This window comes from Actinocrinis sp., from assembly GCF_035653575.1.
GTDB lineage: Bacteria > Actinomycetota > Actinomycetes > Streptomycetales > Catenulisporaceae > Actinocrinis.
In genome coordinates this window covers 71,651-94,242 of record NZ_DASRBQ010000181.1, presented here as the reverse complement: position 1 = coordinate 94,242, position 22,592 = coordinate 71,651, and the positions used below count along the sequence as shown (strand labels likewise).

25 protein-coding genes and 1 pseudogene are annotated in these 22,592 nt (G+C 68.7%); 8 read left to right on the top strand and 18 right to left on the bottom strand.

Features of this window, described 5'->3' with window-relative positions; genetic code table 11:
* Positions 1-461, top strand: a 461-nt coding sequence (locus VFA06_RS24970; RefSeq protein WP_324843158.1) for a hypothetical protein, incomplete at its 5' end; no start/stop codon positions are given.
* Positions 462-485: 24 nt separating this feature from the next.
* On the opposite strand, the gene VFA06_RS24965 is transcribed toward VFA06_RS24970, so the two are convergent.
* From VFA06_RS24965 to VFA06_RS24910, 13 genes and pseudogenes are all read right to left on the bottom strand, one after another.
* Positions 486-1,337, bottom strand: a complete 852-nt coding sequence (locus VFA06_RS24965) for an LLM class F420-dependent oxidoreductase (RefSeq protein ID WP_324843157.1) — start codon at positions 1,335-1,337, stop codon at positions 486-488.
* A 106-nt stretch (positions 1,338-1,443) separates the two neighbouring features.
* Positions 1,444-1,764: a hypothetical protein gene (locus tag VFA06_RS24960; RefSeq protein WP_324843156.1), complete on the bottom strand. Its 321-nt coding sequence runs from the start codon at positions 1,762-1,764 to the stop codon at positions 1,444-1,446.
* An 11-nt stretch (positions 1,765-1,775) separates the two neighbouring features.
* Positions 1,776-2,519 (bottom strand): ABC transporter permease, encoded by a 744-nt coding sequence (locus tag VFA06_RS24955; protein ID WP_324843155.1) that lies wholly within the window; start codon positions 2,517-2,519, stop codon positions 1,776-1,778.
* On the bottom strand, positions 2,516-3,478 hold the full coding sequence (locus tag VFA06_RS24950; RefSeq protein WP_324843154.1) for an ABC transporter ATP-binding protein: 963 nt from the start codon (positions 3,476-3,478) through the stop codon (positions 2,516-2,518). Before VFA06_RS24950 ends, VFA06_RS24955 begins: the two co-directional genes overlap by 4 nt.
* Before the next feature lie 54 nt (positions 3,479-3,532).
* The gene (locus tag VFA06_RS24945; protein WP_324843153.1) at positions 3,533-4,207 is read right to left on the bottom strand and encodes a hypothetical protein; all 675 of its coding nucleotides are present in this window, start codon (positions 4,205-4,207) and stop codon (positions 3,533-3,535) included.
* Positions 4,204-5,697, bottom strand: a complete 1,494-nt coding sequence (locus VFA06_RS24940) for a hypothetical protein (protein ID WP_324843152.1) — start codon at positions 5,695-5,697, stop codon at positions 4,204-4,206. The genes VFA06_RS24945 and VFA06_RS24940 overlap by 4 nt, the downstream gene beginning before the upstream one ends.
* Positions 5,694-6,449: an ABC transporter ATP-binding protein gene (locus VFA06_RS24935; RefSeq protein WP_324843151.1), complete on the bottom strand. Its 756-nt coding sequence runs from the start codon at positions 6,447-6,449 to the stop codon at positions 5,694-5,696. Before VFA06_RS24935 ends, VFA06_RS24940 begins: the two co-directional genes overlap by 4 nt.
* On the bottom strand, positions 6,446-7,207 hold the full coding sequence (locus VFA06_RS24930) for a hypothetical protein (protein ID WP_324843150.1): 762 nt from the start codon (positions 7,205-7,207) through the stop codon (positions 6,446-6,448). The genes VFA06_RS24935 and VFA06_RS24930 overlap by 4 nt, the downstream gene beginning before the upstream one ends.
* The gene (locus tag VFA06_RS24925; RefSeq protein WP_324843149.1) at positions 7,204-7,851 is read right to left on the bottom strand and encodes an RNA polymerase sigma factor; all 648 of its coding nucleotides are present in this window, start codon (positions 7,849-7,851) and stop codon (positions 7,204-7,206) included. Before VFA06_RS24925 ends, VFA06_RS24930 begins: the two co-directional genes overlap by 4 nt.
* A 295-nt stretch (positions 7,852-8,146) precedes the next feature.
* Positions 8,147-8,218 (bottom strand): annotated as a pseudogene (locus VFA06_RS26180) (oleate hydratase); the annotation flags it as partial.
* Between the two features lie 143 nt (positions 8,219-8,361).
* Positions 8,362-8,970 carry a D-Ala-D-Ala dipeptidase VanX gene (gene vanX, locus VFA06_RS24920; RefSeq protein ID WP_324843148.1) on the bottom strand — a complete coding sequence of 203 codons (609 nt, stop codon included), beginning with the start codon at positions 8,968-8,970 and terminating at the stop codon, positions 8,362-8,364.
* The gene (gene vanA, locus VFA06_RS24915; RefSeq protein WP_324843147.1) at positions 8,967-10,007 is read right to left on the bottom strand and encodes a D-alanine--(R)-lactate ligase; all 1,041 of its coding nucleotides are present in this window, start codon (positions 10,005-10,007) and stop codon (positions 8,967-8,969) included. Before vanA ends, vanX begins: the two co-directional genes overlap by 4 nt.
* Positions 10,000-10,953 carry a D-isomer specific 2-hydroxyacid dehydrogenase family protein gene (locus tag VFA06_RS24910; RefSeq protein ID WP_324843160.1) on the bottom strand — a complete coding sequence of 318 codons (954 nt, stop codon included), beginning with the start codon at positions 10,951-10,953 and terminating at the stop codon, positions 10,000-10,002. The genes vanA and VFA06_RS24910 overlap by 8 nt, the downstream gene beginning before the upstream one ends.
* A gap of 216 nt (positions 10,954-11,169) precedes the next feature.
* On the opposite strand from VFA06_RS24910, the gene VFA06_RS24905 reads away from it, so the two are divergent.
* From VFA06_RS24905 to VFA06_RS24895, 3 genes are all read left to right on the top strand, one after another.
* Positions 11,170-11,865, top strand: coding sequence for a response regulator transcription factor (locus VFA06_RS24905; protein ID WP_324843159.1), 696 nt, complete (start codon positions 11,170-11,172; stop codon positions 11,863-11,865).
* A complete protein-coding gene (locus VFA06_RS24900) occupies positions 11,858-13,003 on the top strand; it encodes a HAMP domain-containing sensor histidine kinase (protein ID WP_324843146.1) in 1,146 nt (381 codons plus the stop codon). Before VFA06_RS24905 ends, VFA06_RS24900 begins: the two co-directional genes overlap by 8 nt.
* Before the next feature lie 277 nt (positions 13,004-13,280).
* Complete coding sequence (locus tag VFA06_RS24895; RefSeq protein WP_349260346.1) at positions 13,281-13,811, top strand: GNAT family protein; 531 nt, start codon at positions 13,281-13,283, stop codon at positions 13,809-13,811.
* 93 nt (positions 13,812-13,904) lie between these two features.
* On the opposite strand, the gene VFA06_RS24890 is transcribed toward VFA06_RS24895, so the two are convergent.
* The 4 genes from VFA06_RS24890 to VFA06_RS24875 form a co-directional block, all read right to left on the bottom strand.
* Positions 13,905-14,228 carry a hypothetical protein gene (locus VFA06_RS24890; protein WP_324843144.1) on the bottom strand — a complete coding sequence of 108 codons (324 nt, stop codon included), beginning with the start codon at positions 14,226-14,228 and terminating at the stop codon, positions 13,905-13,907.
* The gene (locus VFA06_RS24885) at positions 14,209-15,222 is read right to left on the bottom strand and encodes a hypothetical protein (protein ID WP_324843143.1); all 1,014 of its coding nucleotides are present in this window, start codon (positions 15,220-15,222) and stop codon (positions 14,209-14,211) included. The genes VFA06_RS24890 and VFA06_RS24885 overlap by 20 nt, the downstream gene beginning before the upstream one ends.
* A gap of 204 nt (positions 15,223-15,426) precedes the next feature.
* The gene (locus VFA06_RS24880) at positions 15,427-16,998 is read right to left on the bottom strand and encodes a serine hydrolase domain-containing protein (protein WP_324843142.1); all 1,572 of its coding nucleotides are present in this window, start codon (positions 16,996-16,998) and stop codon (positions 15,427-15,429) included.
* A 407-nt stretch (positions 16,999-17,405) separates the two neighbouring features.
* Positions 17,406-18,317, bottom strand: coding sequence for an SDR family oxidoreductase (locus tag VFA06_RS24875; RefSeq protein WP_324843141.1), 912 nt, complete (start codon positions 18,315-18,317; stop codon positions 17,406-17,408).
* A gap of 88 nt (positions 18,318-18,405) precedes the next feature.
* Between VFA06_RS24875 and VFA06_RS24870 the strand changes: the two genes are divergently transcribed.
* From VFA06_RS24870 to VFA06_RS24855, 4 genes are all read left to right on the top strand, one after another.
* Positions 18,406-18,975, top strand: coding sequence for a TetR family transcriptional regulator (locus VFA06_RS24870; protein ID WP_324843140.1), 570 nt, complete (start codon positions 18,406-18,408; stop codon positions 18,973-18,975).
* Positions 18,976-19,099: 124 nt separating this feature from the next.
* Positions 19,100-20,509 (top strand): wax ester/triacylglycerol synthase domain-containing protein, encoded by a 1,410-nt coding sequence (locus tag VFA06_RS24865; protein ID WP_324843139.1) that lies wholly within the window; start codon positions 19,100-19,102, stop codon positions 20,507-20,509.
* A 42-nt stretch (positions 20,510-20,551) separates the two neighbouring features.
* Positions 20,552-20,947, top strand: coding sequence for a hypothetical protein (locus VFA06_RS24860; RefSeq protein WP_324843138.1), 396 nt, complete (start codon positions 20,552-20,554; stop codon positions 20,945-20,947).
* A 183-nt stretch (positions 20,948-21,130) separates the two neighbouring features.
* Positions 21,131-21,520, top strand: a complete 390-nt coding sequence (locus VFA06_RS24855) for a YunG family protein (protein ID WP_324843137.1) — start codon at positions 21,131-21,133, stop codon at positions 21,518-21,520.
* Positions 21,521-21,717: 197 nt separating this feature from the next.
* On the opposite strand, the gene VFA06_RS24850 is transcribed toward VFA06_RS24855, so the two are convergent.
* Positions 21,718-22,536, bottom strand: coding sequence for an SAM-dependent methyltransferase (locus VFA06_RS24850; RefSeq protein WP_324843136.1), 819 nt, complete (start codon positions 22,534-22,536; stop codon positions 21,718-21,720).
* Positions 22,537-22,592: the final 56 nt, after the last annotated feature.

Below are 22,592 nucleotides of genomic sequence, written 5' to 3'. Positions count from 1 at the left end.
AGACCGAGCACACTTCCTACCTTGTCGGTGCGCTGCATCAGGTCGCCTACTCCATCGGCGGCATGATGGCCGGCATTCAGGCCATCCACTCGAACGCGTCGCGACGGCGCACGACGATCGTGCTGCGGCTCTCGCTCGCCGCGGCCCTCGCGGGCTGCCCGATCCTGCTCGCCGCGCACGACACCGCGGTGGCGATGCTCGGCCTCGCGGTCGCCGGCATCGGGATCGGCGGCACCTTCCCGCTGGCCTCCTCCCTGCACGTCGCCGCCAGCGGCCGCTCGGCCGATCAGGCGCTGGGCCAGATCCTCACGGTCGCCGGCATCGGCCAGATCACCGGTCCGCTCACCGCCGGGGCACTCGCCCAAACCGCTGACCTGCGCCTCGGCCTGCTCGTCCTGCCCGCCCTCATCCTCCTGGCCGGCGCCACGACCTTTTCCGCCCGCGCCCGGCCCTCCGGCTGAGTGGGGAGGACGCGGGCGGCGCGGTCATGCGGCGTCGATGGAGCGCAGCCGCGGCAGCAGCTCGGCCAGCTGTTCGGCTTGGGCGACGTGCTCCGGGCCGTTGACGATCAGCAGCGGTTCGGTGATGCCGATCCGGGCGAAGTCCTCGACGGTGCGCAGCAGGCCGTCGGCGTCGCCGGAGAACCGGATCTGCACGGAGCGGCGGATCTGCGCCGGATCGCGGCCGAGGTCGGCGCAGTGGCGGTCGAGGATCGCCGAAGACTCGGCGACGGCCGCGGGCGCGCCGCCGGCCGCGTTCCACACGTCCGCGTACTGCGCGGCCATGCGCAGCGTGCGCTTCGGCCCGCTGCCGCCGATCCAGATCGGGGGATGCGGCCGCTGCACCGGCTTCGGCTCGGCGACCGCACCTTCGAGCTGGTAGTGCTTGCCGTGGAACGTCGTGGTCGGCTCGCTCCACAGCGAGGTGATGATCTGCAGCGTCTCCTCGAGCCGGTCCGCCCGGTCCGCCACGGTGCCGAAGGGCAGCCCGAGCATGGTGTGCTCGTTCTCGGCCCATCCCGCGCCGATGCCGAACTCGAGCCGCCCGCCGGAGAGGTGGTCCACGGTCACCGCCATCTTGGCCAGCACGCCGGGGTGCCGGTACGTGTTGCCGGTGACCGAGCACCCGATGCGTACCCGCTTGGTCAGCGACGCCATGCCGGCGAGCATCGTCCACGCCTCGAAGATGTCCAGCGTGTCCTCGGACCCGAGGCTGGCGAAGTGGTCCATGTTCCAGCAGTGGTCGAAGCCGGCCTCGTCGGCGATCTGCCACACGCGCTTGAGCACGTCGATCGTGACGCCCTGGCTTACCTTGATCCCGAAACGAAGATTCCCCATGCGGTCCGTCCTACCGCATCGAGCGGCGGCGGCGGAAGATCCAGGGCGCCGCGCCGGGTCGCCGTTGAGATTCGGCCGGGTCCGGCTCGTGCCGCCGCCGGGCGGCTCAGCGCTGTTTCAGCGCGATCCAGCGGCCGGGAACGACGAGCGCCATGAGCATCAGCGGCCAGATCGGCTGGGAGTGACAGGCGAACTCGGTGACGGTGTTCTCGGCAGCGGTGAAGGAGCGTTCCGGGCTGCGGCGCGAGCCGGTCGAGGTGAGCTGGAGGGTGTGGGCGCCCGGTTCGACGCCGGTCTCGAACACCCCGTCGCGCTCGATCGTCCCGACGACTCGGCCGTCGAGCAGAATCTGCCATGGGCGGCTGCGGTCGACCACCGCCATCGTCCCCATCGGCATGCTGCGTTCCACACGGAGGGTCGCGGTCATGGAATCCTCCTTCAGGCCTTGGACCCGGTGATCAGTCGTTCCCGGTCGAACATCGCGGAGACCAGCCTCCAGGCCGCCAGGTCGATGGCGAGCAGGGCCGCGCCGAGCAGCAGCGCGAGCCTGAGGGTGGGCGTGATGACGCCGAAGCCCATCAGCGCCGTGACGGCCAGGGGCGGCAGGCTGACCAGTGTGCTGAGTTGCTGGGAGACCCGTACGTCGCTGGTGCGGGTGGAGATCGCGATGCCGGCCCAGATGGACCAGGCGGCCAGCAGCGGGGTGAACAGCAGCTGGGCGAGGATGCGGCCGGACTGGAAGATGTCGTCCGCGACGTTGGGATGGGCGAACAGCCCGGCGAAGGCGAGGAAGAGGCCGTACATCACGTACGAGATGACGAGCGTGGGCAGGTAGGCGGCCAGGGCCTTGCCGAGAAGCAGTTCCTCGCGCCGCAGCGGGGTGGTCAGCACGGGTTCGAGGGTGCCCTGCTCGCGTTCCCCGACGACGGCGTAGGAGGAGACGACCGCGGGCACCAGCGCCGGGATGAGGGTGAGGTAGAGCAGGGAGAGCCCGATCCCCTTGTCGAGTTTGGCCGCGGGCACGTCGGCGGGCAGCGTGAAGATCACGACGATAGGCGCGATCGAGAACAGGACCGGCATGATCGCCATGGTGTAGGCGATGAAGCGGTTGCGCCGGTAGTCGCGCAGCTCCTTGACGATCACGGCGCGGATCCGGGTGGTGCTCAGCCGAAAGGTCATCATCGCTTCTCCGCCTCCACGTCGGTGTCGATCAGCTGGAGGTAGACGTCTTCGAGGGAGTGCTGAATGGGGCTGAGCGCGAGCAGGTCGGCGCCGGCCGCGACCAGCGCGCGTGCCGCCGCGGGCGCGGCCTGCTCGGGGTCGGTGACGGTCAGCAGGTAAGCCCCGTTCTCGTCCTGATGCCAGCCATCCGTGCCGGGCAGGCCGCCGAACACCGCCGCGGGGTCCGCCAGCGGTGCGCGCGTGCGAATCTCAAGGCTCTTGCTGAAAAGTCGCTCCCGCAGCTCATCGGGGCGTCCGATGGTGCGCAGGGTGGTGTTCATGATGCCGACTCGGTCGCACAGCCGCTCGGCCTCGGCCAGCCGGTGCGTGGTCAGGAAGATCGTCACACCCTGCTCGCGGAGCGCGGCGATCAGGTCGTGCACCTCGCGCGCCGCCACCGGATCGAGGCCGGAGGTGGGTTCGTCGAGGAAGAGCACCTGAGGCTCGGTCAGCAGCGCGCGGGCGAGTCCAACGCGCTGGCGCAGCCCCTTGGACAGCGAGCGGCACAGGTCGTCGGCCCGGTTCTGCAGGCCCACCGCCTTGAGGGCGCGCTCGATGCGGGCCTGGCGGTCGGGCAGCTCGTAGAGGCCGGCGAAGTAGGCGAGGTTCTCCGCGACGCTCAGCCGCAGGTAAAGGCCGGGGGCTTCGGGCATGACCGCGATCCGGCTGCGGATCGCGACGCCGTTGTCGGCGTTCAGGGGCAGCCCGGCGACCCGCGCCGTGCCGGAGCTGGGCACGATCAGGGTGCCGAGGGTGCGCACCGTGGTGGTCTTGCCGGCGCCGTTGGGCCCGAGGAAACCGAACACCTCGCCGTACTCGACGCTGAAGGACACGTCCTGGAACGCAGTGCGTTCACCAAAGCGTTTGGTCAGGTTCTCCACGACCAGTGCCGGTCCGGCGGGTGGCGTCTCCGCGCGCATGCATAAAGTGATATCACTTTACCGGGGGCTGGTCAAAGACCCCGACGACGGTCTTCAGGAGCCGGAGACGCCCTGTCTCCCGGGACCGGCGAGGGTGATGGCGAGCAGGGCCGCTGCGAAAACCGCGGATGCGCACAGGTCGGCGCCGAGGTCGCCGCCGGGTCGGCCGGGCCACGTCCAGGGAGTGTGCCAATTCTCGGTGAGCGCGTACGCACCGAGGACCCAGTAGGACACCGGGCCGATCCAAGCGAAGTGGCCGCCGACGAGAACCGTGCTCAGTATGCCGATCCCGACGAGTCCGGCCGTGTCGCGCAGCGCGGAGAGCTCGCCCGCCGGCATCGCCGTGCCGAGCACCCCGACGTAAACGACGGCCAGGGCCGCCACCGTCAGCAGCAGCGCGGTCGCGAGCCGCAGCAAAGGCAGCCGACGGCCAGCGATCCGTTCCGCTTCGCCAAAGGGTCCGTGCAGCGCGGCACTGACGATCGCCGCGGTGGCCGCCTCGAGCAGAAGGCTGAGTTGCTGCGCCGAGGTCCTCGCGCCGGAGAGACTGGTTTGACTCAACGAGCTGCGCACGGCCCACTGCAACAGCGGCGCGCAGGCCGCGAGCGCGAGAAGGGCCGCCGGCACCCGTCTGCTCGCCAGGTGCAAGCGCAGAAGGCGGGCGAGGGATGATCTCGCGTCACGCCCGGCGAGCGGCACGACCGACTCGTCGTGTATCAGCGTGTTCACGGAAGCTCCTGGGGCGTGATCTGTCCGGCACGCAGCTGGTCGAGATGCGCGGCGAGCCAGGCGTGCGCTTGCGCCGGTGAGAGGGCGGCGAAGCGCTCGGCCGCGGCCGTAACGGCTTGGTCGGGTGCTGCGCCGGAGGCATCGACTGTCGCACCGGCCCGCCGGATCAGCGCCAGCTCCACCGCCAACTGCGCTGGATCAGGGCTTTCATGCGGGGCGATCACATGGCCGATGACCACTTGCGCTGCCTGGCTGCGCAGGTAGCCGACCGTGTCCGCCTCGGTGAACGCGTTCGGGTCTCCGAACCCGTACTCGAGCACCGCTGCGCCGTTCGAGCCGGTCACGAGGGTCGACCAGGCGCCGAATTGACCGTATGCGCGCCGGTCGCGGGCATCGGTGAGCTGTGGCAGGTCGGCAAGGTCGATCTGGGTCACTCGTGTCGGCGCCCCGGGCAGTCCGGCCACCTCGGCGAGCAGCGGGGCGAAGGCGGCCGAGGCGCCAGAAAGGTCCGTGGCGAAGGCCGGGTGGACACACACGGGGATCGCAGAGTCCTGCGTGCAGTCCGGTGTGTAGGCGATGGCTTTGTCGCTCGCTGCGTCGTGCAGGGCGGAAACCTCGTACCCGTCGCCGCCGCGGGTTGCGGTGGAGGCCAGGGCGAGGCCGGCCACGCACGCTGCTACTCCGGCGAGGGCGACCGCGATCGCGGTGCGCAGGCGATGCCCGCTGCCGATCAAGCCGAGGGCGCCGAGCAGGAGGAGGACGAGTCCGGCGAAGAAGATGGTCTGGACGATGAACAGGTCCGGGGGAACCGGATGGAAGATTCCCCAGTCCAGCGGGGGGACGGTGTTGTTCGGCGAGAGCAGCGTCACCCCGTGGTCCGCGGACAGTGCGCTTTGGAAGACCAGGATCGAGACGAACAGCGTGCCGAGCGCCGCGAGCGGCGGGGTGAATCTGCTGGGCAGCAGGACGCCGGCGACGAACCCTGTGGTGCAGAACGCCGCGACGGCCATACCGGTGACTGTGATCGGCCAGACGGGCGGTCCGCCCCACAGCACGACGCGCGCGGCGAGCAGATAGATCGCGGTGGCGCACGCGGCGTAGGCCAGCAGTGTCCAGCCAAGCGCGCCGCCCCACGAGGCCAGGTGGCGCAGCCAGCGCGGGCGCGCGGTGGAGGTGGCCAGGTCGCCCGTGCCGCGGCGCTGTTCACGGCCGCCGGCCCATGCGGCCATCCCGGCGGCGATCGGCCCGACGTCGGGCAGCACATGGTTCGGCAGGATCGAGGCGCGCTGCGCCCAGATCGCCGGCAGGTTCTCGCCGGTGCGCAGCGCGTCGAACCAGAACAGCGCGGCGACCAGCGGCAGCATCAGCGGCATCGGGCTGCGCCGCAGCTCCAGCAGCGTCAGGCGCAGCAGGATCCTGATCGGCTCGGTCGGCGGGCGGCCCGCGCCGGACGGGCCGGCCGGCACGATGACGGCGTCGGACATGGTCATCGCCGGGCCTCCGCTAGTACCGCGGCGTAACCGCGTTCGAGCGGAGAGTCTCCGCTGCCGCCGTCGCCGACGACGCTCGCGCCGCGGGCCACCAAGTCCCGCGGCGTTCCGCGGAAGACGAGCCGTCCCGCGTTCATCAGCACGACCTCGCTGCACGCGGCCGCGACATCCTCGACCAGGTGCGTGCTGATCACCACCGTGGCGCGCTCACCGATCTCGCGCAGCATCGTGCGGAACGCCACCCGCTGCTCCGGGTCCAGTCCCGCGGTGGGCTCGTCGAGCAGCAGCAGGTGGGGGTCGTTGACGATCGCCTGCGCGATTCCGACCCGCCGCAGCATCCCGCCGGAGAGGGTGCGCAGCTTCGCCCTGGCCTTGTCACCGAGTCCCACCTGCTCGATCGCGCTGGCGACCGCGGCCGGCACTCGGTTCGGCGGCATGTCCTTAAGCAGCGCGAAGTACTCGACGAACTCCGCGATGGTGAACCCGGGGTAGTAGCCGAGGTTCTGCGGTAGGTAGCCGAGGCGGCGGCGGATTTCGCGGCATTGCGGGTGCGCGCCGGGATCGCGGTCCAGCAGCCGCAGGGTGCCCGAAGTCGGCCCGATGACCGTGGCCATCATGCGCAGCAACGTCGTCTTGCCCGCGCCGTTCGGCCCGAGCAGCCCGTGCACACCAGCCCCGGCCACCCAGCTGACACCTGCGACCGCCTGCGCGGACCCGAACTTGCGGGTCACGTCCTTGATATCGACGTTCATCGAGGTCCTCTCACACCACGCAGCGCGAAGACCGCGCCCGCGCCACAACACAGGGCCATGGACAGGTAGACCAGGCGCCACCCGGGATCGGTGACGGCGGCCGTGAACGCGCCGTCCGCGGCCCGCCCGCCGACCACGGCCAATGCCCAACCGCCGAGGCCGGCGACCAGGCCCGCGCTCGAGGAGCCGAGCAGGGCACTGGTGGCGAGCGAGAGCAGGCAGATCGCTGTCATCGGCAGCAGCCACCCGTATGTGACAGACCCGACCGCCTGAGCGCCCCCGCTCCCCGCCCCCGCCGTTAGCCCGGAGCGCGCCGCGGATGACGCCAGCGTGGCGAGCACGCCAATCAGGGCATTGAGAGCGAAGACGACCAGGGCGCGCACCAGCAGCACCAGGCGATCGTCCACCGCCGTGCTGCGTGCCAGCTCCCAGGCCGGATCGATCCCGGGTCCGTAGGCGAAGGCGATGCCGCAGGCGGCGACCGGCGGGGCGAAGAGCGCCACGAAGGGCGTGCCGGTCGCCGCCGTCGCGACGGCGCCCACCGTGATCACCACCAGGCTCGCGACCAGCCAGGAGAGCATCAGCGACGGGGTGATCACCAGCGCCCGCGCCAAACCCGCCGACCGCAGCAGCCGCGACGCCAGCCGCTCCACGTGGCTCGGTTCGCGTCGCCACAGCTCGCCGGCGACCCCCAGCCAGACGCGGCGCGGGTCGATCTCGTCGCCGCTGCCTGCGCGGGCATTCGTCGCCGGTCTCATCGCTCACCTCTGCCGCGTCCGTTCTCATGCGCGGGTAGGTGCGCGTCCGAGCCTTCACCGCTCAGCGCCCTGCGAAGAACACGCCGCACCCGATGAGCCCGGCTCTTGACGGTGCCAGGCGGAACACCGAGCATCCGGGCGACCTCCGCGACCGGCCGGTCCTCGACGTACATCAGCTGCCACACCTCCCGATCCGCGCTTCCTTCCGGACCCAGGGCGAGCACCGCCTCAGCCAGCTCCGCCCGCACGACCGCCGCCTGCGCCAGGTCCGGTGCGGTACCGTGCGAACGGCCGGCCTCAGCCGCGGCGGCGAGCGACTCCGCCGGCACGGCGAGCAACTCGGCCGGACCCCGCCGGCGTAGAAACAGCGCCGCCTGCCGCCGGGCGATCCCCCACAGCCAGCCGCCGACCTCGCCTTCGAAGCGATAGCCGGAGGCGCCGCGCCAGACGGCCAGGAAGGTCTCCTGCAGCACGTCCTCGGCGTCCGCGGGACAAAGCACGGCACGCAGCCGCGCGCCGAGCCACGGCGTGTGCCGGAACACCAGTTCCCGCAACGCCGCGTCCTCGCCCGCGCGAATCCGCGCGATCAGCTGCTCGTCCTCGTCCATCGCTTCCCTGTTGCGCCGCGGGACGAAATGGTTCACGCCAGAACGCTGGTTGCGGTGAGACACCGGCGCCCCCGTCCCCGCAGCACCCGTACGCCGCCGCGACGGCGTGATGAGCGCCTCGCACACACATCAAACCGCCGGTGGGCCGCCGAAGAGTACTTCGGCGGCCCACCGGTTTATGCGTCGCAGTAGCAGCAGCAATGGCCGTAGATGTCGATGCCTGCGCAGCTACGAACTTCGTGGCTACTCACTGCGCAGCTGCTACCTGCGATGCAGGGTGTCGAGTGCGCGGGCGAGCACGCGCGGGTCGTGCTGGCCCTCGTAGACCGGCGCCGTCACGGATCAGGAAGGCGGCGGCGGAGAGCGCCGCGATGCCGCCTCCCACTAAATACGCCTTGGCCACCTTGGGCTCCTCGCTCGTCAGGGTGGCGCCCACGCGAGCTGCGGGCGCCACCCCGACCACTTTCGCCGCGCCACGCGTGCATGGCAGGGGCCGAAGGTCACGCGATCGCGCGGATTCGTCCGCGCCCGAAGGCGGCCCGCGGCCTACGTGATGGGGAAGTCGAAATAGGTGTCCGGATAGGGTTCGTGGCGCAGCGTGTAGTGCCACCACTCACGCTCGTACGCGCTGAATCCGGCGCCCTCCATGATGGTGCGAAGGTGCCGCCGGTTTCTGGCCTCGACGGGCGTGATGCCCTGCGCTCCGTGGTGTGAGATCGGATCCATCAGGTCATGGCCGCCGCCCATAGCCGCGAGCTCACCCGTAGCCAGGTGATAGAGCGTCAGGTCGACTGTGCTGCCTCGGCTGTGGCCTGACTTGGTGGCCACGTAGCCCTTTTCGAACATCTCGGGTCTGTCGATGTTCGGATAGTGCCGTAGCTTGGTGCGGCCGTCCTCCGGCTGTTGTGACCAGCGCAGGAAGCAGTCCACGGCGCATTGTGGGCGGTAACCGTCCCAGAGCAGCAGGCCGAAGCCGAGCGATTCGGCTTTTTCTCGGGCCCGCTCCAGCGCCAGGCATAAAGCCGTCGTGCCGACTATTCTGTTCGCCAGGTATCCGTCCACCGGTTTGCCGGTGAAGTTGTCCCACGTGGCGTACTTGGCGTCCCATCGCAGGCCTGGTATGAGCTCGTCCACGAAGACGAAGTCGTCCTTCATCGCCGGTATCCCGTCAATGTCAGCGACACCAACTGATCGATCACTTCGGCGAGCGGCAGCCCGGCGGCCGCCATCATCCTCGGGTAACGGCTGTACGAGGTCATTCCGGGGAGCGTATTGACCTCGTTGAGCACCACGTCCCCGTTGTCCTTCAGGAACATGTCCACCCGCGAGAGCCCTCGGCAGCCCAACACCCGATATACGGTCTTTGCCGTCTCCTGGACCAGCGAGCGCGCTTCCGCGGAAATGTCGGCCGGAACGATCGGCGTCGAGTTCTCGGAGCCGCGTTCGGGATCGCGCTCCTGGTGGATCTTGAAGAAGCCGTGGGACAGCGCGATGCGATCCACCTCGCCGGCGATCAGGTCCGCGTTGTTTCCCAAGATGGCGCATCCGACCTCGCTGCCGACCACGGCCTCCTCGATCAGCACCTTCGAGTCGTACTGCCGAGCGTCCTGCACCGCGCTTGCCAGTTCCTCTTCCCGCGACACCTTGCTGACGCCGAAGGAGGACCCCGATCGGGCCGGCTTCACGAAGACCGGATAGGTGAGCTGGTCGGCTTCGGGTTTCTCGTTCGCCGCGACCGTCCAGAAGTTCGGCGTGGCGATTCCTGCGCTGCGAGCGACACGGTAGGTAAGGGATTTGTCCATGCACAATGCGGAACTCTGGATGTCGCAGCCCACGTAGGGAATGCCGGAGAGCTCCAGCAGACCCTGAATCGCGCCGTCCTCGCCGAGTTTGCCGTGCAGGACGGGCAATACGACATCGAGGCCGATCGTCTCGAACCTCTCGCTCTCCAGAACGATCAACCCGCGCACGCTTCGGTCCGGTGACAGCACGGCGGGACGGCTGTCACCGTTCTCCCAGTTCGCGTTGGGGCCCTCGCAGAGCCTCCAGGCCCCGGTCTTCGTGATCCCGAGGTAGAACGGTTCGTACTTTTCGAGGTCGAGGCTCTTCGCCACCTCCTGCGCGGACTTGACAGAGATGGGGTGCTCCTCGGAACAGCCCCCGAATATGATCCCGACCCTCAACCTATCCATGCCGCTTCCCGCTTTCGAATTCCAGGCAGTTGATGATGGAGTTTTCCACGGTGTCAGCCAGAGCGTGGTCCGTGTAATACGCGGTGTGCGGGCTGATGAGCACGTTCGGCATTTCCTGCAGCAGCAACAAGCGTTTACTTTCGATACGCTTGCCGCCGCAGTCGGCGTAAAATATGCCCTCCTCCCCCTCGATGACGTCCAAGGCCGCCCCGCCCAGTTGACCGCTTTCCAGCGCCTCGACCAGAGCGTCAGTATCGATGAGTGCACCGCGCCCCGTGTTGACGACGATCGCGCCGCGCTTCATCCGCTCGATACGCCGTCGATTTATCAAGTGATGCGTGTCCGCATTAAGCGGCGTATGAAGCGTGATAACATCGCTCAACCGCAGCAGTTCATCGAGAGGGAAGTAGTCCGCATCCACTTGCGGGCAGCTGTCACACGCTAATATGCGACAGCCGAAGCCTCGTAATCTGTCGATAACTGCTGCACCGATGCGCCCGGTTCCAACCACCCCGACGGCCAGGTCACGTAGCTCTTTCCCGCGCGCTTCGTTAAGCCGATAGTCGTGAACGCCAGCGCGCCTGATGGTGGATTTCGCGTTCCGCAGCACCATCAGCATGAGCATCAGCGTGTAGTCCGCGACGCTGTCGGGCGAGTACGCGACATTCTCGACACAGATGCCGACACTCTCCGCGTATTCCACGTCGATATGGTTGTAGCCGATGCTCCTTGTGGAGATGTACTCCACGCCGGCCCGGCTGAGCGCAACCAGAACGGGGTTGGCGACTTGGGTTTTGTGGCCGATGCTGATGCATCGATTCCCCAATGCCAACTCTACGTTGCCGTGAGATACCGGCGCCGCCTCAATCGTCGGTACCACGCCGAAGCGAGGTGCCAACTGCCGGAACAAAACGGCTTCATCCGGCTCGCAACCGTAAATCGTGATTCCCGTTTTCGGGACGGCACCGCCCGCCGCGCCACGCTCCCGACGCTGCTCGGACGCGGCCGATGAGAACGAGCGCGAAGGTGTTCGGGTGGGGAGGTCCGCTGTTCGTGCCGGTTCGCTGTAGGTCACGCGTCAAGTCAAGGCAGCGCGGTGTTGCCAGCACGTATGCGGTTTTCGATATGCCGACAATATGCTCCAGCTGAGATCATCGAGAGCATGCGCGTGTTGGTCGTTGAGGACGAGCCCGACATGGCGGAAGCCATCCGCGATGGCCTGCGCCTGGAAGCGATCGCGGCCGACATCGCCGGCGACGGCGATACCGCGCTGGAACTGCTGAGCGTCAACGCCTACGACATCGCCGTCCTCGACCGCGACATCCCCGGCCCCTCCGGGGACGAGATCGCCGAACGCATCGTCGCCTCCGGTAGCGGTACGCCGATTCTGATGCTCACCGCTGCGGACCGGCTCGACGACAAGGCCTCCGGCTTCGAGCTCGGCGCCGACGACTACCTGACGAAGCCGTTCGAACTGCGCGAGCTCGTGCTCCGCATCAGGGCACTCGACCGCAGGCGCGCCTACAACCGGCCACCGGTACGAGAGATAGCCGGCCTGCGACTGGATCCGTTCCGCCGGGAGGTCTATCGCGACGGCCGGTACGTCGCGCTCACCCGCAAGCAGTTCGCCGTGCTCGAGGTTCTCGTCGCTGCCGAAGGCGGCGTGATCAGCGCCGAGACGCTACTGGAACGGGCGTGGGATGAGAACGCAGATCCGCTTACCAACGCTGTGCGCATCACGGTCTCAGCCCTACGCAAACGACTGGGCGAACCGTCGATCATCGCTACCGTGGCCGGTGTCGGTTACCGCATCGACACCGGTACAGACACAACCCGCCCTGGTGGCACTCATGAATAGACGCCCAGGGCTCAGCGCCCGGCTCAAACTCACCCTCAGCTACGCCGGCTTCCTCCTCCTCGCCAGCACCCTCCTGCTGGCCGTCATGTGGATATTCGTGCTGCGGTGGCTGCCGACCATCGACCCCAGGGCCGTCCAGCAGGCGCTTGCCAGCCGGAACAGGGCCGGCGTCGTGATCATCGCCGGGCTCAATCGCGACGACGTCCTGAACGGCTTCGCCCCGGCCGCAGCCGTCGCGCTGGCCTTTCTCCTCGTGTTCGGCCTGGTCGGAGGATGGTTCCTGGCCGGCCGTATGCTGGCACCGCTCACCCGGATCGCGCACGCGACGCGGATGGCCGCGACCGGATCCCTCTCCCACCGCATCGGGCTACCCGGCCGCCGCGATGAGTTCCGGGAGCTCGCCGACGCCTTCGACGCCATGCTCGCGCTGCTCGAAGCGCACGTCGCCGCGCAGCAGAGATTCGCGGCCAACGCCTCGCACGAACTGCGCACTCCACTGGCCATCACGCAGAGCCTGCTCGACGTCGCCCGCAACGACCCGAACCGCGACGCCGACGCGCTCGTCGAACGCCTGCGCGCCGTCAACTCCCGCGCGATCGAGCTGACCGAAGCGTTGCTGCTGCTCAGCCGCGCCGACCAGCGCTCCTTCAGCCGAGAGCGCGTCGACCTGTCCCTCATCGCCGAGGAAGCCGCGGAAACGCTCCTCCCCCTCGCCGAAAAACGCGGCCTCACCATCGAGACTTCCGGTGACATCGCTCCGGCCCGCGGCTCGGAGGCGCTCCTGCAGCAGATGACGACGAACCTCGTGCACAACGCGATCGTCCACAACCTGCCCGACCGGGGCACGGTCTGGATCACGACGAGCGTGCTGCCGAAGACGGTGGCGCTCACGGTCGAGAACACCGGCGAGGAACTCAGCCCACAACTGGTCTCGACGCTGACCGAACCGTTCCAGCGCGGCACCGACCGCATACACGCCGACCAGGCAGGTGTCGGCCTCGGCCTGGCAATCGTGAAGAGCATCACCGAGGCACACGACGGAACTCTCACCGTCACGCCACGTGCCGCCGGCGGCCTCCGCGTCACGGTGCAGCTTCCCGCCGATGAGCGGAGCCCGCAGTCCCTACAGTCCGCATAGCCCTATAGTTCCGACAGTCCCGGGCGACGCATCCACGTCAGCCGGAATGTTAGCCCACGAACATCAGATCCGAGTTGCGCATTACCCTGTCGGTGTTCGCCAAGCCTCGCGGACGCAGCACCACGCCTGTCCGACACATCCCGTGGGACGGCTGCATCCGCGCGTGACGAGCCGTTTCAGCCGTCAACCATGATCACAAATCGGGCCTGCCACCCGGTCAACTTCAGCCAAGAAACTCGCTTGATCGCGCTTGTCCGCAGCAGATAAGAACTGGGACATGCTGCGTGGTGAAAAGGTCGGGCTGCGCGCCCGGCTTGAGGCTGACGTTCCCGTCCTGCACGTCGAGCTCTACGACGATGTGTTGACCCAGTCGAGGGCCGGTTCCCGTGCGTGGCGTCCGATCGCCCCCGGATCCGAGTCGCCGTTCGCGGTGTCCGGCCCTGCCGACGACGTCGCGCGCTTCTCCGTGGTGCGGCTCGCCGATGAAGAGTTAGCGGGCTCGGCACTCTTGTGGGGCATCGACCTGCACAACAGGACGGCCCACCTCGGCCTGTCGCTGCGCCCGTCCTTTCGCGGTCATGGCTTGGGAACCGATGTGGTGCGCGTTCTCTGCCAGTACGGCTTCAGGGTGCGCGGTCTGCATCGGCTGCAGCTTGAGACCTTGGCCGATAACACAGCGATGATTCGGGCAGCGACACGGGCCGGATTCGTACGCGAAGGCACCCTGCGCAGTGCAGCGTGGGCCAACGGGGAATTCCTGGACGAAGTCATCCTCGGGCTATTGGCCTCCGAATGGAGCCAGGCCTAGGCGCGCCCGGCATTCGGGTCTTGCTAGACACCGAAACCGGGGCGTCGTCAGGGATCTTGATCGTTTGCCTGCCAGGACTAGGCACCGTGTCCGTTAGGACCTGAGCAGTCCGAGCGCCCGTCGTGCTGCGGCGCGTATCTGGCTCCAACCATCGTCAGTAGTCAATGCCGCGTACGTCCACCGCGCTGCGTTCTGGGCGCCGCTCATCTCGGTGAAGATCATGTCGATGCGCTCAACGAGGTCACGCACCTCGGCGCTGATCAAGCCTTCTTCGCACATCCACCATGCGTTGCGTGCGGGTGCCGAGTGATCCTCTGCCAACTCGTCGCTCGGCCATCCGTGTTCGTCAAGCCAAGCGACCTGGACCGCAGCGTCGGAGGCGAGCATTGACAGCGATTCAATCAGCGCTCGGAGCATGGTCCCTGATTTTTTGCCGTGGCCCGGTCTTGGAGCTGGTTGGTGGTGTCGGGGTGGCCGCGAGGCGATCGACTCCGAATCCGCTGATAAGGAGACGTTCCTTGTGGTTGCCGGTGAGTTGCCGGGTCCAGTCGACGAATCCACCGTCGGCGACTTCCACGCATTGGCCTGCGATGGTGGCGTAGAGCTTGAAGCACAGTTGGGTGTAGTAGCCGCGTCCGGTCATGCGCTCGCGGTCGTCGAGGACGTTGATGCCTGGCGTTCCGGCCAGCACGGCTCGGGCACGCTCCAGCAGCGGGATGCTCGCCTCCTCCAGGCAGGTCAGGCGCAACTCGGCGGGTTCGGCGCCGATCATGGAGAGCGCCCTGGCGATGAACTGCAGATGCTCGGTGAGATGCTGGTGTTCGAAGGCGCGGTTGCCGGTGTCCCGGCCAGCGCTGACCATCGCGAAGAGCTGGAAGTGCGCGAGCATACCGGGGGCGTCGAAGTGCTGAGCGCGCACCACCCGCTGGCTGGCAGCTAGCCGTACGGGCGCGGCCGAGCGTGGATCGACGGCCAGCATTCTGGAACGCCGCACGGCGGCCTCCAGGGCAAGCGCATTGGTCGGGTCGGCCGCGACCTCGCTGCCTCGGATCGTGGCCACTACCTTGCGGGGATCGACGCTCGCGACCGCCGAGTGCGCCGCCAATGGCAGGAGCGGAGCCAAGACCAATGTCTCGAAGCCGTCGGGCAGCGCAGCAAGTAGCGTGTCCTCGGCATGACGCAGCGCGGCCAGTTCTATCGGCGCCGGAGTGACGAATCGATCGGAGCGGTAACGTCGCACTACATCAGCCGGGGTGAGCCGGTCGGCGCGACGCCGGAACACCTCGAGCAACAGTGTGGTCAGATCCGCGCCGGAGAGCTCGCTGGCCAGCGCATCCAGTAGCTCGGCTCCGCCTGGCCGCGCCAATACCCGGCGCAATGCCGGCCCGACCCGGAACTCGTGATCTGTCATTGTTGACCAGTGTCGCCGGGAAGGTTGCCGTGTGACCAGCAATTATCGGGCAACGGCTCTTACATACGGCCAGCGTCTCCACTCGCTCGAGGAGCACGCCGCTTTCAAAGCGTGCTCAACCGAACCAAGACACGGTCCTTTCCCGCGGACGGGACTGGCCGCGGAAAAGGACCCTGCTTCACTCTTCGGGCGGGCGGACGGGGCTCAGGCGATCGGGCGGATCAGCCGGGCGTTGACCGGTTCGATGGGGACGAGCCGGTTGGTGAACACGACGCTGGTGCGGCTGGTGCTCGGGCGCACGATGAGGGAGGCCGAGGAGCCCGGTCCGCTGCCGGCGTGGCCGATGGCGTCCTTGGGGTGTTGGAGCAGCCAGCCGAGGCCGATTTCCGCGCCCGCGCCGTTCTGCGAGGCGTGCGGCCGCAGCGCCTGCTCGGCGAGGTGGTCGGGCAGCAGGCGCCTCCATCCGGAGCCGAAGCGGACCAGGTCGGGAGCGGTGGTCCACAGCCCGCCCGCCGCTTGGAACGCGAATGCCGGGAGGGGTTCGGGCGCGAACGAGCCGTCCATGGCCAGTCGGTGGCCTTTGACCGCGCGTTCGGAGGTCGGGGTCCGGTCGGGGAACCAGGAGTCGGACATGTCGAGCGGTTCGAGGACGAGCCTGGTTACCGCCTGCGCGAACTCGGAGCCGGTCACGTCCGCGATCAGCTTCCCGAGCACCGCGTAGCCGGCGTTGCTGTAGGCGAACTGGCCGCGGGTGCCGGAGCAGCCGACGACCGGGCCGAGCACGTCGGTGACGTTTGCCGCCGCGTCGGCCCACATTGAGGGCGGGCTGTCGACGCCGCCGGTGTGCGAAAGCAGTTCCCGCACGGTGACTGCTTCGTCCGCCAAGTGGAGCGATCGCAGGTGGCCGTTGGCCGGGTCATCAAGCGCGACGGCGCCTTCGGCGACCAGGCGCAGGACCGCCGTGGACGTGATCAGCTTGGTGATCGCGCGGGCCGGGAAGCAGTGGTCGGGCCGCAGCGGCACGTCGTCGTCGAGGTCTGCCCAGCCGCGGGTGTGCGCCCACGGGCCAGGGCCTCGGCCGAAGGCGGGGCTGGGAGCGGGCCCGGAGGCCGGGCCGTCGTCCCAATCGCCCGCGGCGATCAGCCCGACCAGGCCGAGTTCCGCGTAGGACTCATCGACCAGGGCGGGCACCTGCTCGGGCACCGGGCCGGTCCCGGTGGATGGCGGCCGGGCGGTGCGGGCGTCGGTGATGGTGCCGCCGCCTCGGTAGACGCGCAGGCCGGTGAGCCGGTGGGGAGCGCTCGGCTCGGCGGCGGCCTCCACCAAAAGGTCGGCGATCTTCGCGCGCAGATGCAACGGCCCGCCGTCAACGACGACCAGGTCGTCGTGCAGCCGCGTCGCGACGCCGTGGAGGGTTTCCGCGACGGTGGCTGGCGGCACGAGGCTGAGGAAGCGCTCGTCGAAGTGCTCGCTCAGCTCGCCGTGCGAGGGCGGGGTCCAATCCGGTGTGTTAGCCCCCGCATACCGGCCGAAGACCCAGCGCACCTGTGCGAGCGCGTGGCCATCTTCGCCCTCTGCGGCGGTGACCTGCTGCTTGAGCACGGCCCAGCTGCTCACGCCGTGCTCTCGGGCCACGGCGAGCTGGGCATCGTGCAGCGTGGCGAACTCCCCCGCGGCCAGACGCCGCTTCGCCTCTAGCTTGAGGTGGCGCAGGCTGGGGCTCTCGGGGAGGTCGCGGAATTCGTCGTGGGCGTCAGCCCGTGACTGATCGGACAAGGCAGTCCTTCCTCGGCGCCCGCGGGTCCGCGTTCATCGGGCTGGAAAGACGTACCTGGCACATGTATGCGCAAAAGCCGGTGAGCTTGAAGCTCTGCCCGCGGACCCGGGTGCGGCCGGCAACCGCCGCTAAGACGATATCCCGGCGGTGCCGTGGACCGCGACTCGGATTTGTGTGCGCGGACCCGGCTGGTCGCAGCGGGGGGCACGTGGTGGGGTCGAACCCGGGCCGACACGACACCTACGTCGACAGGCAGCACCACAACCCCCGCCACACACGGCGGCCACATCGGAAGCGGCGGACACTATGGGGGCGGGGGTGGAGGGGCGGCGGACACACGGCTAGGCGACGAAGGGTCCGTGCCTCGAGCGGACGGGCGAGTCCGTCAGCGTAGGCGTGAGACGGCTCAGGGTTGCGCGAAGTAGTGCCCGTGCTCCAGGTCCTCGATGAGACCAGGATGCGTCGGCTGCCACCCGAGCACCTTGCGCGTCAACTCGTTCGAGATCGGGTTGTCCGTGCCGACGAACGCGCCGAGGAAACCGAAGTGCTCGGCGGCGTCCTCTGCGGGGATGCTCGTCACGGGTACTCCGGCGCCGCGACCGATAGCGGCCGCGATGTCGCGGAACGGGATACCGCCCTCGGCGACTACGTGGAGTCGGCTGCCGGCCGGGGCGTCCTCGAGGGCAAGCCGGTATGCCCGTGCCGCGTCGAGCGTGTGCACCGAAGGCCACCGGTTAGTCCCATCGCCCACGTACGCGGACACGCCGGTCTGCCGGGCGATGCCGGCAAGAGCGTGCACGAAGCCGTGGTGGTCGAGCGAGCTGTGCACGATGGGAGGCAGCCGGACGGCGCTGGAGCGCACGCCGCGTTCGGCGAGGCCGATCACATAGTTCTCGCTGTCGACCCGCGGACCGCTCGGGGCGAAGTCCGCCTCGGTGGCCGGCCGTCCGGTGATGCCCGCGAGGGTGACCATGAGCGTGCCGGACGTGCTCACCAGCGGCTTGCCGGTCCCTTCCAGCGCTTCGGCCAGCGCCTGTACGGCGGCGGAGTCGGCGGCGACCGCGCCCTGCAAGTCGCCGGAGCGCATCAGGTCGTGCCTGAAGGCGAGGTGGATAACGCCGTCCGCCGACGCAGCGGCCTCGCGCAGCACGTCGAGGTCGGCGAGATCGCCGCGGCGGACCTCGGCGCCGGCGGCCGCGAGCGCGGCGGCCGAGCCGTCTGAGCGGGCCAGCCCCACGACCTGGTGGCCGGCTTGCAGCAGCTCAGGCACGACGGCCGAGCCGATGTGCCCGGACGCGCCGGTTACGAAAACACGCATGGGAAATCCTCCCGAGACGAGTGATGTCACCTGGTGTCATCACTCTAGCACAGCGATGGCACCGAGTGACATCAGCTAGGATCTCCGCATGGGCAGATGGCAGCCGGACGCGCGCATGCGGCTGCAGGAGGCTGCGTTGGCGCTCTATAGCGAGCGCGGGTATGACGAGACGACCGTCGCGCAGATCGCCGAGCGCGCGGGCCTGACGAAGCGGACGTTCTTCCGCTACTTCGCGGACAAGCGCGAGGTGCTGTTCTGGGGCGCGCAGTTTCTCGAGCAGCGGATGGTGGCCGGCATCGACGCAGCACCGGCTTCGGCCTCCGTGTTCGGCCTGATCGGCGCCGCGCTGGACGCCGCCGCCGTCCAGTTCGAGGAGGTCCGGGAGTTCGCCGGCCAGCGGTACCGGATCATCAGCTCCAGCCCTGAGTTGCAGGAGCGCGAGCTGATCAAGACCGCGTCGCTGGCCACCGCGATAGCGAGCGCGATGCGGAAACGGGGAATCGGCGAGACCGCCGCCGACCTGGCTGCCCATACCGCGACCACGGTCATGCACATCGCCTATACGCAATGGGTCGAGGACGCGGAGCAGAGGCCGTTCGAGCAGATCGCCAGGCAGGCGTTGGGGCAGTTGCGGGAACTCGTCGCCGCAGCCGAATAACTGCTCCGTAACTCCTCTCGCGTGCGCGATCGGACGGCAGGATGTTGATGCTCGAGGCGTGTGGGCGCTGACGCGGTGACCTTCGGCTCTGGGCTGCGGGGCACGGGGCGCCTTTGCTGGATTCATGACAGTCATGACCGGCGGCCGTACAGAGCTCGGGCGTGCGGTGATCGAACGCGCGAGCGCGTCAGACCGGGCGTTCCTGGCTATGGACACCGGACAGGTGCCAGAGCAGTTCGGCGTCCTCCTCACGCTTTACGCCGAGGGCGAGGGCGAGGGTGGCCTGGACCTGGCGAGCGCCCGCCTGCTGCTGGCCGACCGTATCCGGGCCGTGCCACGGTTGCGGCAGCGATTGGTCCGGGTACCGCTGGGCTGCGGCGGGCCGATCTGGGTCGACGACACGCAGTTTGACATCCGTCGCCACGTCCGCGCGGTGGCTTGCCCGAAGCCCGGCCGTGAGCAGCAGCTTCTTGACACCGCTGTGTCGGTCATCTCGGAGCCCCTGCCGCGTGACGCGCCGTTGTGGGCCGCGGTGCTGATCACCAGCCCGACCGGCGGCGCGCTCGCCTTGGTGATCGTGTTGCACCACGCGCTCGCAGATGGGATCGGCGGGCTTGCGGTGCTGAGAGGTCTAATCGACGCGCCGCGCGAGGAGTCAGGGGCGAACTTCCCGAGGTCGGCCCCCCTAGCGCCGGCTCTCGCACGCGAGGCGTTCAGGGCGAGGTTGAGAGGGTTGCGTCGCGCAAGTCAGTCCTGGCAGTTGCTACGCCGGTCGATGGGCGCCGGTGGAGGGCTGCGGCCGCCGCGGGCCGCCCCCTACTCGCTGAACCAGCGCACCGGGCGGCGCCGACGGCTGGCGGTGGTCCACGTCGACCTCGTCGCCGTTCAGGCCGCCGCGCATCGGCATGGCGCTACGACCAACGACGCCGTTCTCGTCGTGGTGGCAGGCGCGCTGCGCCGGGTCCTGCGCGGCCGGGGCGAATCGGCCGACGCACTCGTGATGACCGTGCCGGTGTCGGGCCGCGGCCGGGCGGACGGGCCGGACCTGGGCAACATGGTCAGTCCCATGCTGGTGACCGTTCCGGCGACCGGCGAACTGCCGGACCGGCTACGACGGGTCGCGGCACAAGTCCGCGCGCAGAAGGCGGCCGCGACCGGGCCGCCCCCGATCGCGTTGCTGGGCTGGCTGTTCCGGCCCCTGGCCGCGCTCGGCGGCTATCGCTGGTACCTCAACCACCAGCACCGATTCCACACGCTGGTCACGCACGTACGCGGGCCCGCAGCGCCGGTCACCTTCGCGGGCGCCCAGGTCACCTCGGCGATCCCGGTGGGCCTAGGCCCCGGCGGGAACGTGCCGGTCTACTTCGAGGTGCTCTCCTATGCGGGCACACTGACGGTGACCGCGACCGCCGACCCCGATCATTTCCCTGAACTCAGCACGCTGACGGAGGCACTGCGCGCCGAATTCGACCTACTGGTGCGCCAATCCGGTGCGGCGCTCATCTGTGATAGCTTCACCGTCGCAAAGGATTGACAGCCGCTGCGGCGCCCAGCAGCGGCGGAGGGGAGGCGCCGCATGGACCGCATTGACGTGTCATTCGAGTTCAGCGAAGACCACGCTGCACAGCTTAGGTCGGCCCCGCCGGGCAACCCCGTCAGCTCGTTTCTAGCCCGGAAACTGGCCGCGTCGTCGGCCGCGACCCGCATACTTGCCCGCCTTGTCGGCCCGACCCGGATCGAGGTCTCGGCCGACGGCGTCAGCTACACGGGGCCGGCCGACGCGGCCACACAGCGGGTCGGGTGGGCGCGTATCGCCTCGGTCAACGAACGGCCCATGGCATGGACGTTCACTCTCGCCCCGTCCGGCATGTATGTCATACCCAAGAGCGTCGTTCCCCGCGACGAGCACGCCGAGTTCTCCAGGCGCCTGCGGGAGTTCGCAGGACCGAAATACAAGGTCCGCAAGGGCTGACGGTCAGGACAACGCCGGGACGAGCGCCGAGCACGTCGCCGACGGTTCGGACACTACATCGACGAGGTCCCAGCGAGCTCAAGGGAAAGCAGCACGTACCCCTCCGTGCCCTGCAATCTTGACACCTTTTGTGCCCAGGGTGCTTCGCCTTCGACTGTCAGAGCCCTCTGCAATGCTCGCGGGATGTTGAGCGTGGAGTTGCTGCTACCCCTGGTGAGGGCCGCATGGGGGCCAGACACTTGCTATCCCGAGGTCAGTGAGCGGTGGGTGCCGGAAAATCCGGCACGGGCACAGTGCGGGATGACCGCGTTTGTGGTTCAGGATCTGCTTGGTGGTGACCTGATCCTCGGCGAAGTACAGGTCGATGGAGTCAAGACCGGGAACCATTACTGGAACCGGTTGCCCGACGGTTCCGAGGTCGACTTCACCGCTGATCAGTTCTACCCCGGCGAAGTCATCGCGAATGGGCAGGTCGTGCATCGGCCGCCGGATGCTCCCCGGCGCTACCGTGAACAATACGAACTGCTGCGAGAGCGCGTGCTGTCCGCGCTGGCTTCGGCATCATCCGGCTGAGTCATGCGTGGTCGGGACACGCCGTTGGGACGCTCGGGTCGGTTCGGCCAGGTCGTGGTGATCGGGCCTCAACCCCGACGCGTACAGCACCCATGACGACCTGCCTCTAATACGTGCGCCGTACTATGACCTACTGCGGCCTACCGCATACCTCTGGCGTCTGGGTACGACAGACGGCGGTGGGCCGAAGTTTCTGTTCAGCGGCGGACACCTACCGCCGCGTACATCGCATAGCGGGACACGTCGCCGTCCAGCGGGTCCGGCAGCGCGTCAGGGTCCGGACGCCAGCGGATGGTGTCGACCACGCCGGGTTCCAGCAGTTCGTATCCGCGCAGCAGTTCCGCGATCCGCGCCTTGCTACGCAGGGTCATCGAGTGGCTGGCGTGCTCGTACACGTCGCGTACCTGGGAGGCCGCCTGCGGGCGATAGTCGCCGGTGCCGTGCGTGAGCGCGATGTATGAGCCAGGGGCGGTCGCCTCCCGGTAGGCCTCGACGATGCCTTCCGGGTCGTCCTCGTCTGGCACGAAGGGCAGCGCGAGGAACAACAGCACCGCGATCGGTCTGCTTAAGTCCAGGAATCCGGTCAGTTCAGCGCTACTTACCACCGCCTTCGGGTAACGCAGGTCGGCGTGTAGGAACCGTGCGTGCGGTACATCCGCGAGCAGCGCGCTGCCGTGAGCGTAGGCGACAGGGTCGCAGTCCACGTATAGGGTCCGCGCGTTCGGGTTGGCCGCTCTCGCCACTTCGTGCACGTTGCCGACGGTGGGGATGCCGGAACCCAGGTCGAGGAACTGGTCGATCCCCAGGCTGGCCAACAGGGTGACGACCCGGCGCAGGAAGGCGCGGTTCGCCGTCGCGAAGTGCCGTGCGTCCGGCCACACGGCCATGGCCTGCTCCGCCAGCTCGCGGTCCGCGGCGAAGTTGTGCGATCCGCCGAGGTAGTAGTCGTACATGCGGGCAGCTGACGGGGTATCGATATCCACCTCGCCAGGAGCCCAGCCCGGGCGTTCAGTCATGGTTCCCCTTTCGACGGCCGGCTCGATACGCGGTGATGTCGGCGTTGAGTGCGCGC

What these genes read in the sequence shown, in the direction of transcription:
- VFA06_RS24965 (WP_324843157.1), bottom strand. Translation starts at nt 1,337, where the DNA reads ATGGGGAATCTTCGTTTCGGGATCAAGGTAAGCCAGGGCGTCACGATC.
- VFA06_RS24960 (WP_324843156.1), bottom strand. Translation starts at nt 1,764, where the DNA reads ATGACCGCGACCCTCCGTGTGGAACGCAGCATGCCGATGGGGACGATG.
- VFA06_RS24955 (WP_324843155.1), bottom strand. Translation starts at nt 2,519, where the DNA reads ATGATGACCTTTCGGCTGAGCACCACCCGGATCCGCGCCGTGATCGTC.
- VFA06_RS24950 (WP_324843154.1), bottom strand. Translation starts at nt 3,478, where the DNA reads ATGCGCGCGGAGACGCCACCCGCCGGACCGGCACTGGTCGTGGAGAAC.
- VFA06_RS24940 (WP_324843152.1), bottom strand. Translation starts at nt 5,697, where the DNA reads ATGACCATGTCCGACGCCGTCATCGTGCCGGCCGGCCCGTCCGGCGCG.
- VFA06_RS24935 (WP_324843151.1), bottom strand. Translation starts at nt 6,449, where the DNA reads ATGAACGTCGATATCAAGGACGTGACCCGCAAGTTCGGGTCCGCGCAG.
- VFA06_RS24930 (WP_324843150.1), bottom strand. Translation starts at nt 7,207, where the DNA reads ATGAGACCGGCGACGAATGCCCGCGCAGGCAGCGGCGACGAGATCGAC.
- vanX (WP_324843148.1), bottom strand. Translation starts at nt 8,970, where the DNA reads ATGAAGGACGACTTCGTCTTCGTGGACGAGCTCATACCAGGCCTGCGA.
- vanA (WP_324843147.1), bottom strand. Translation starts at nt 10,007, where the DNA reads ATGGATAGGTTGAGGGTCGGGATCATATTCGGGGGCTGTTCCGAGGAG.
- VFA06_RS24905 (WP_324843159.1), top strand. Translation starts at nt 11,170, where the DNA reads ATGCGCGTGTTGGTCGTTGAGGACGAGCCCGACATGGCGGAAGCCATC.
- VFA06_RS24900 (WP_324843146.1), top strand. Translation starts at nt 11,858, where the DNA reads ATGAATAGACGCCCAGGGCTCAGCGCCCGGCTCAAACTCACCCTCAGC.
- VFA06_RS24895 (WP_349260346.1), top strand. Translation starts at nt 13,281, where the DNA reads ATGCTGCGTGGTGAAAAGGTCGGGCTGCGCGCCCGGCTTGAGGCTGAC.
- VFA06_RS24890 (WP_324843144.1), bottom strand. Translation starts at nt 14,228, where the DNA reads ATGCTCCGAGCGCTGATTGAATCGCTGTCAATGCTCGCCTCCGACGCT.
- VFA06_RS24885 (WP_324843143.1), bottom strand. Translation starts at nt 15,222, where the DNA reads ATGACAGATCACGAGTTCCGGGTCGGGCCGGCATTGCGCCGGGTATTG.
- VFA06_RS24875 (WP_324843141.1), bottom strand. Translation starts at nt 18,317, where the DNA reads ATGCGTGTTTTCGTAACCGGCGCGTCCGGGCACATCGGCTCGGCCGTC.
- VFA06_RS24870 (WP_324843140.1), top strand. Translation starts at nt 18,406, where the DNA reads ATGGGCAGATGGCAGCCGGACGCGCGCATGCGGCTGCAGGAGGCTGCG.
- VFA06_RS24865 (WP_324843139.1), top strand. Translation starts at nt 19,100, where the DNA reads ATGACAGTCATGACCGGCGGCCGTACAGAGCTCGGGCGTGCGGTGATC.
- VFA06_RS24860 (WP_324843138.1), top strand. Translation starts at nt 20,552, where the DNA reads ATGGACCGCATTGACGTGTCATTCGAGTTCAGCGAAGACCACGCTGCA.
- VFA06_RS24855 (WP_324843137.1), top strand. Translation starts at nt 21,131, where the DNA reads ATGTTGAGCGTGGAGTTGCTGCTACCCCTGGTGAGGGCCGCATGGGGG.
- VFA06_RS24850 (WP_324843136.1), bottom strand. Translation starts at nt 22,536, where the DNA reads ATGACTGAACGCCCGGGCTGGGCTCCTGGCGAGGTGGATATCGATACC.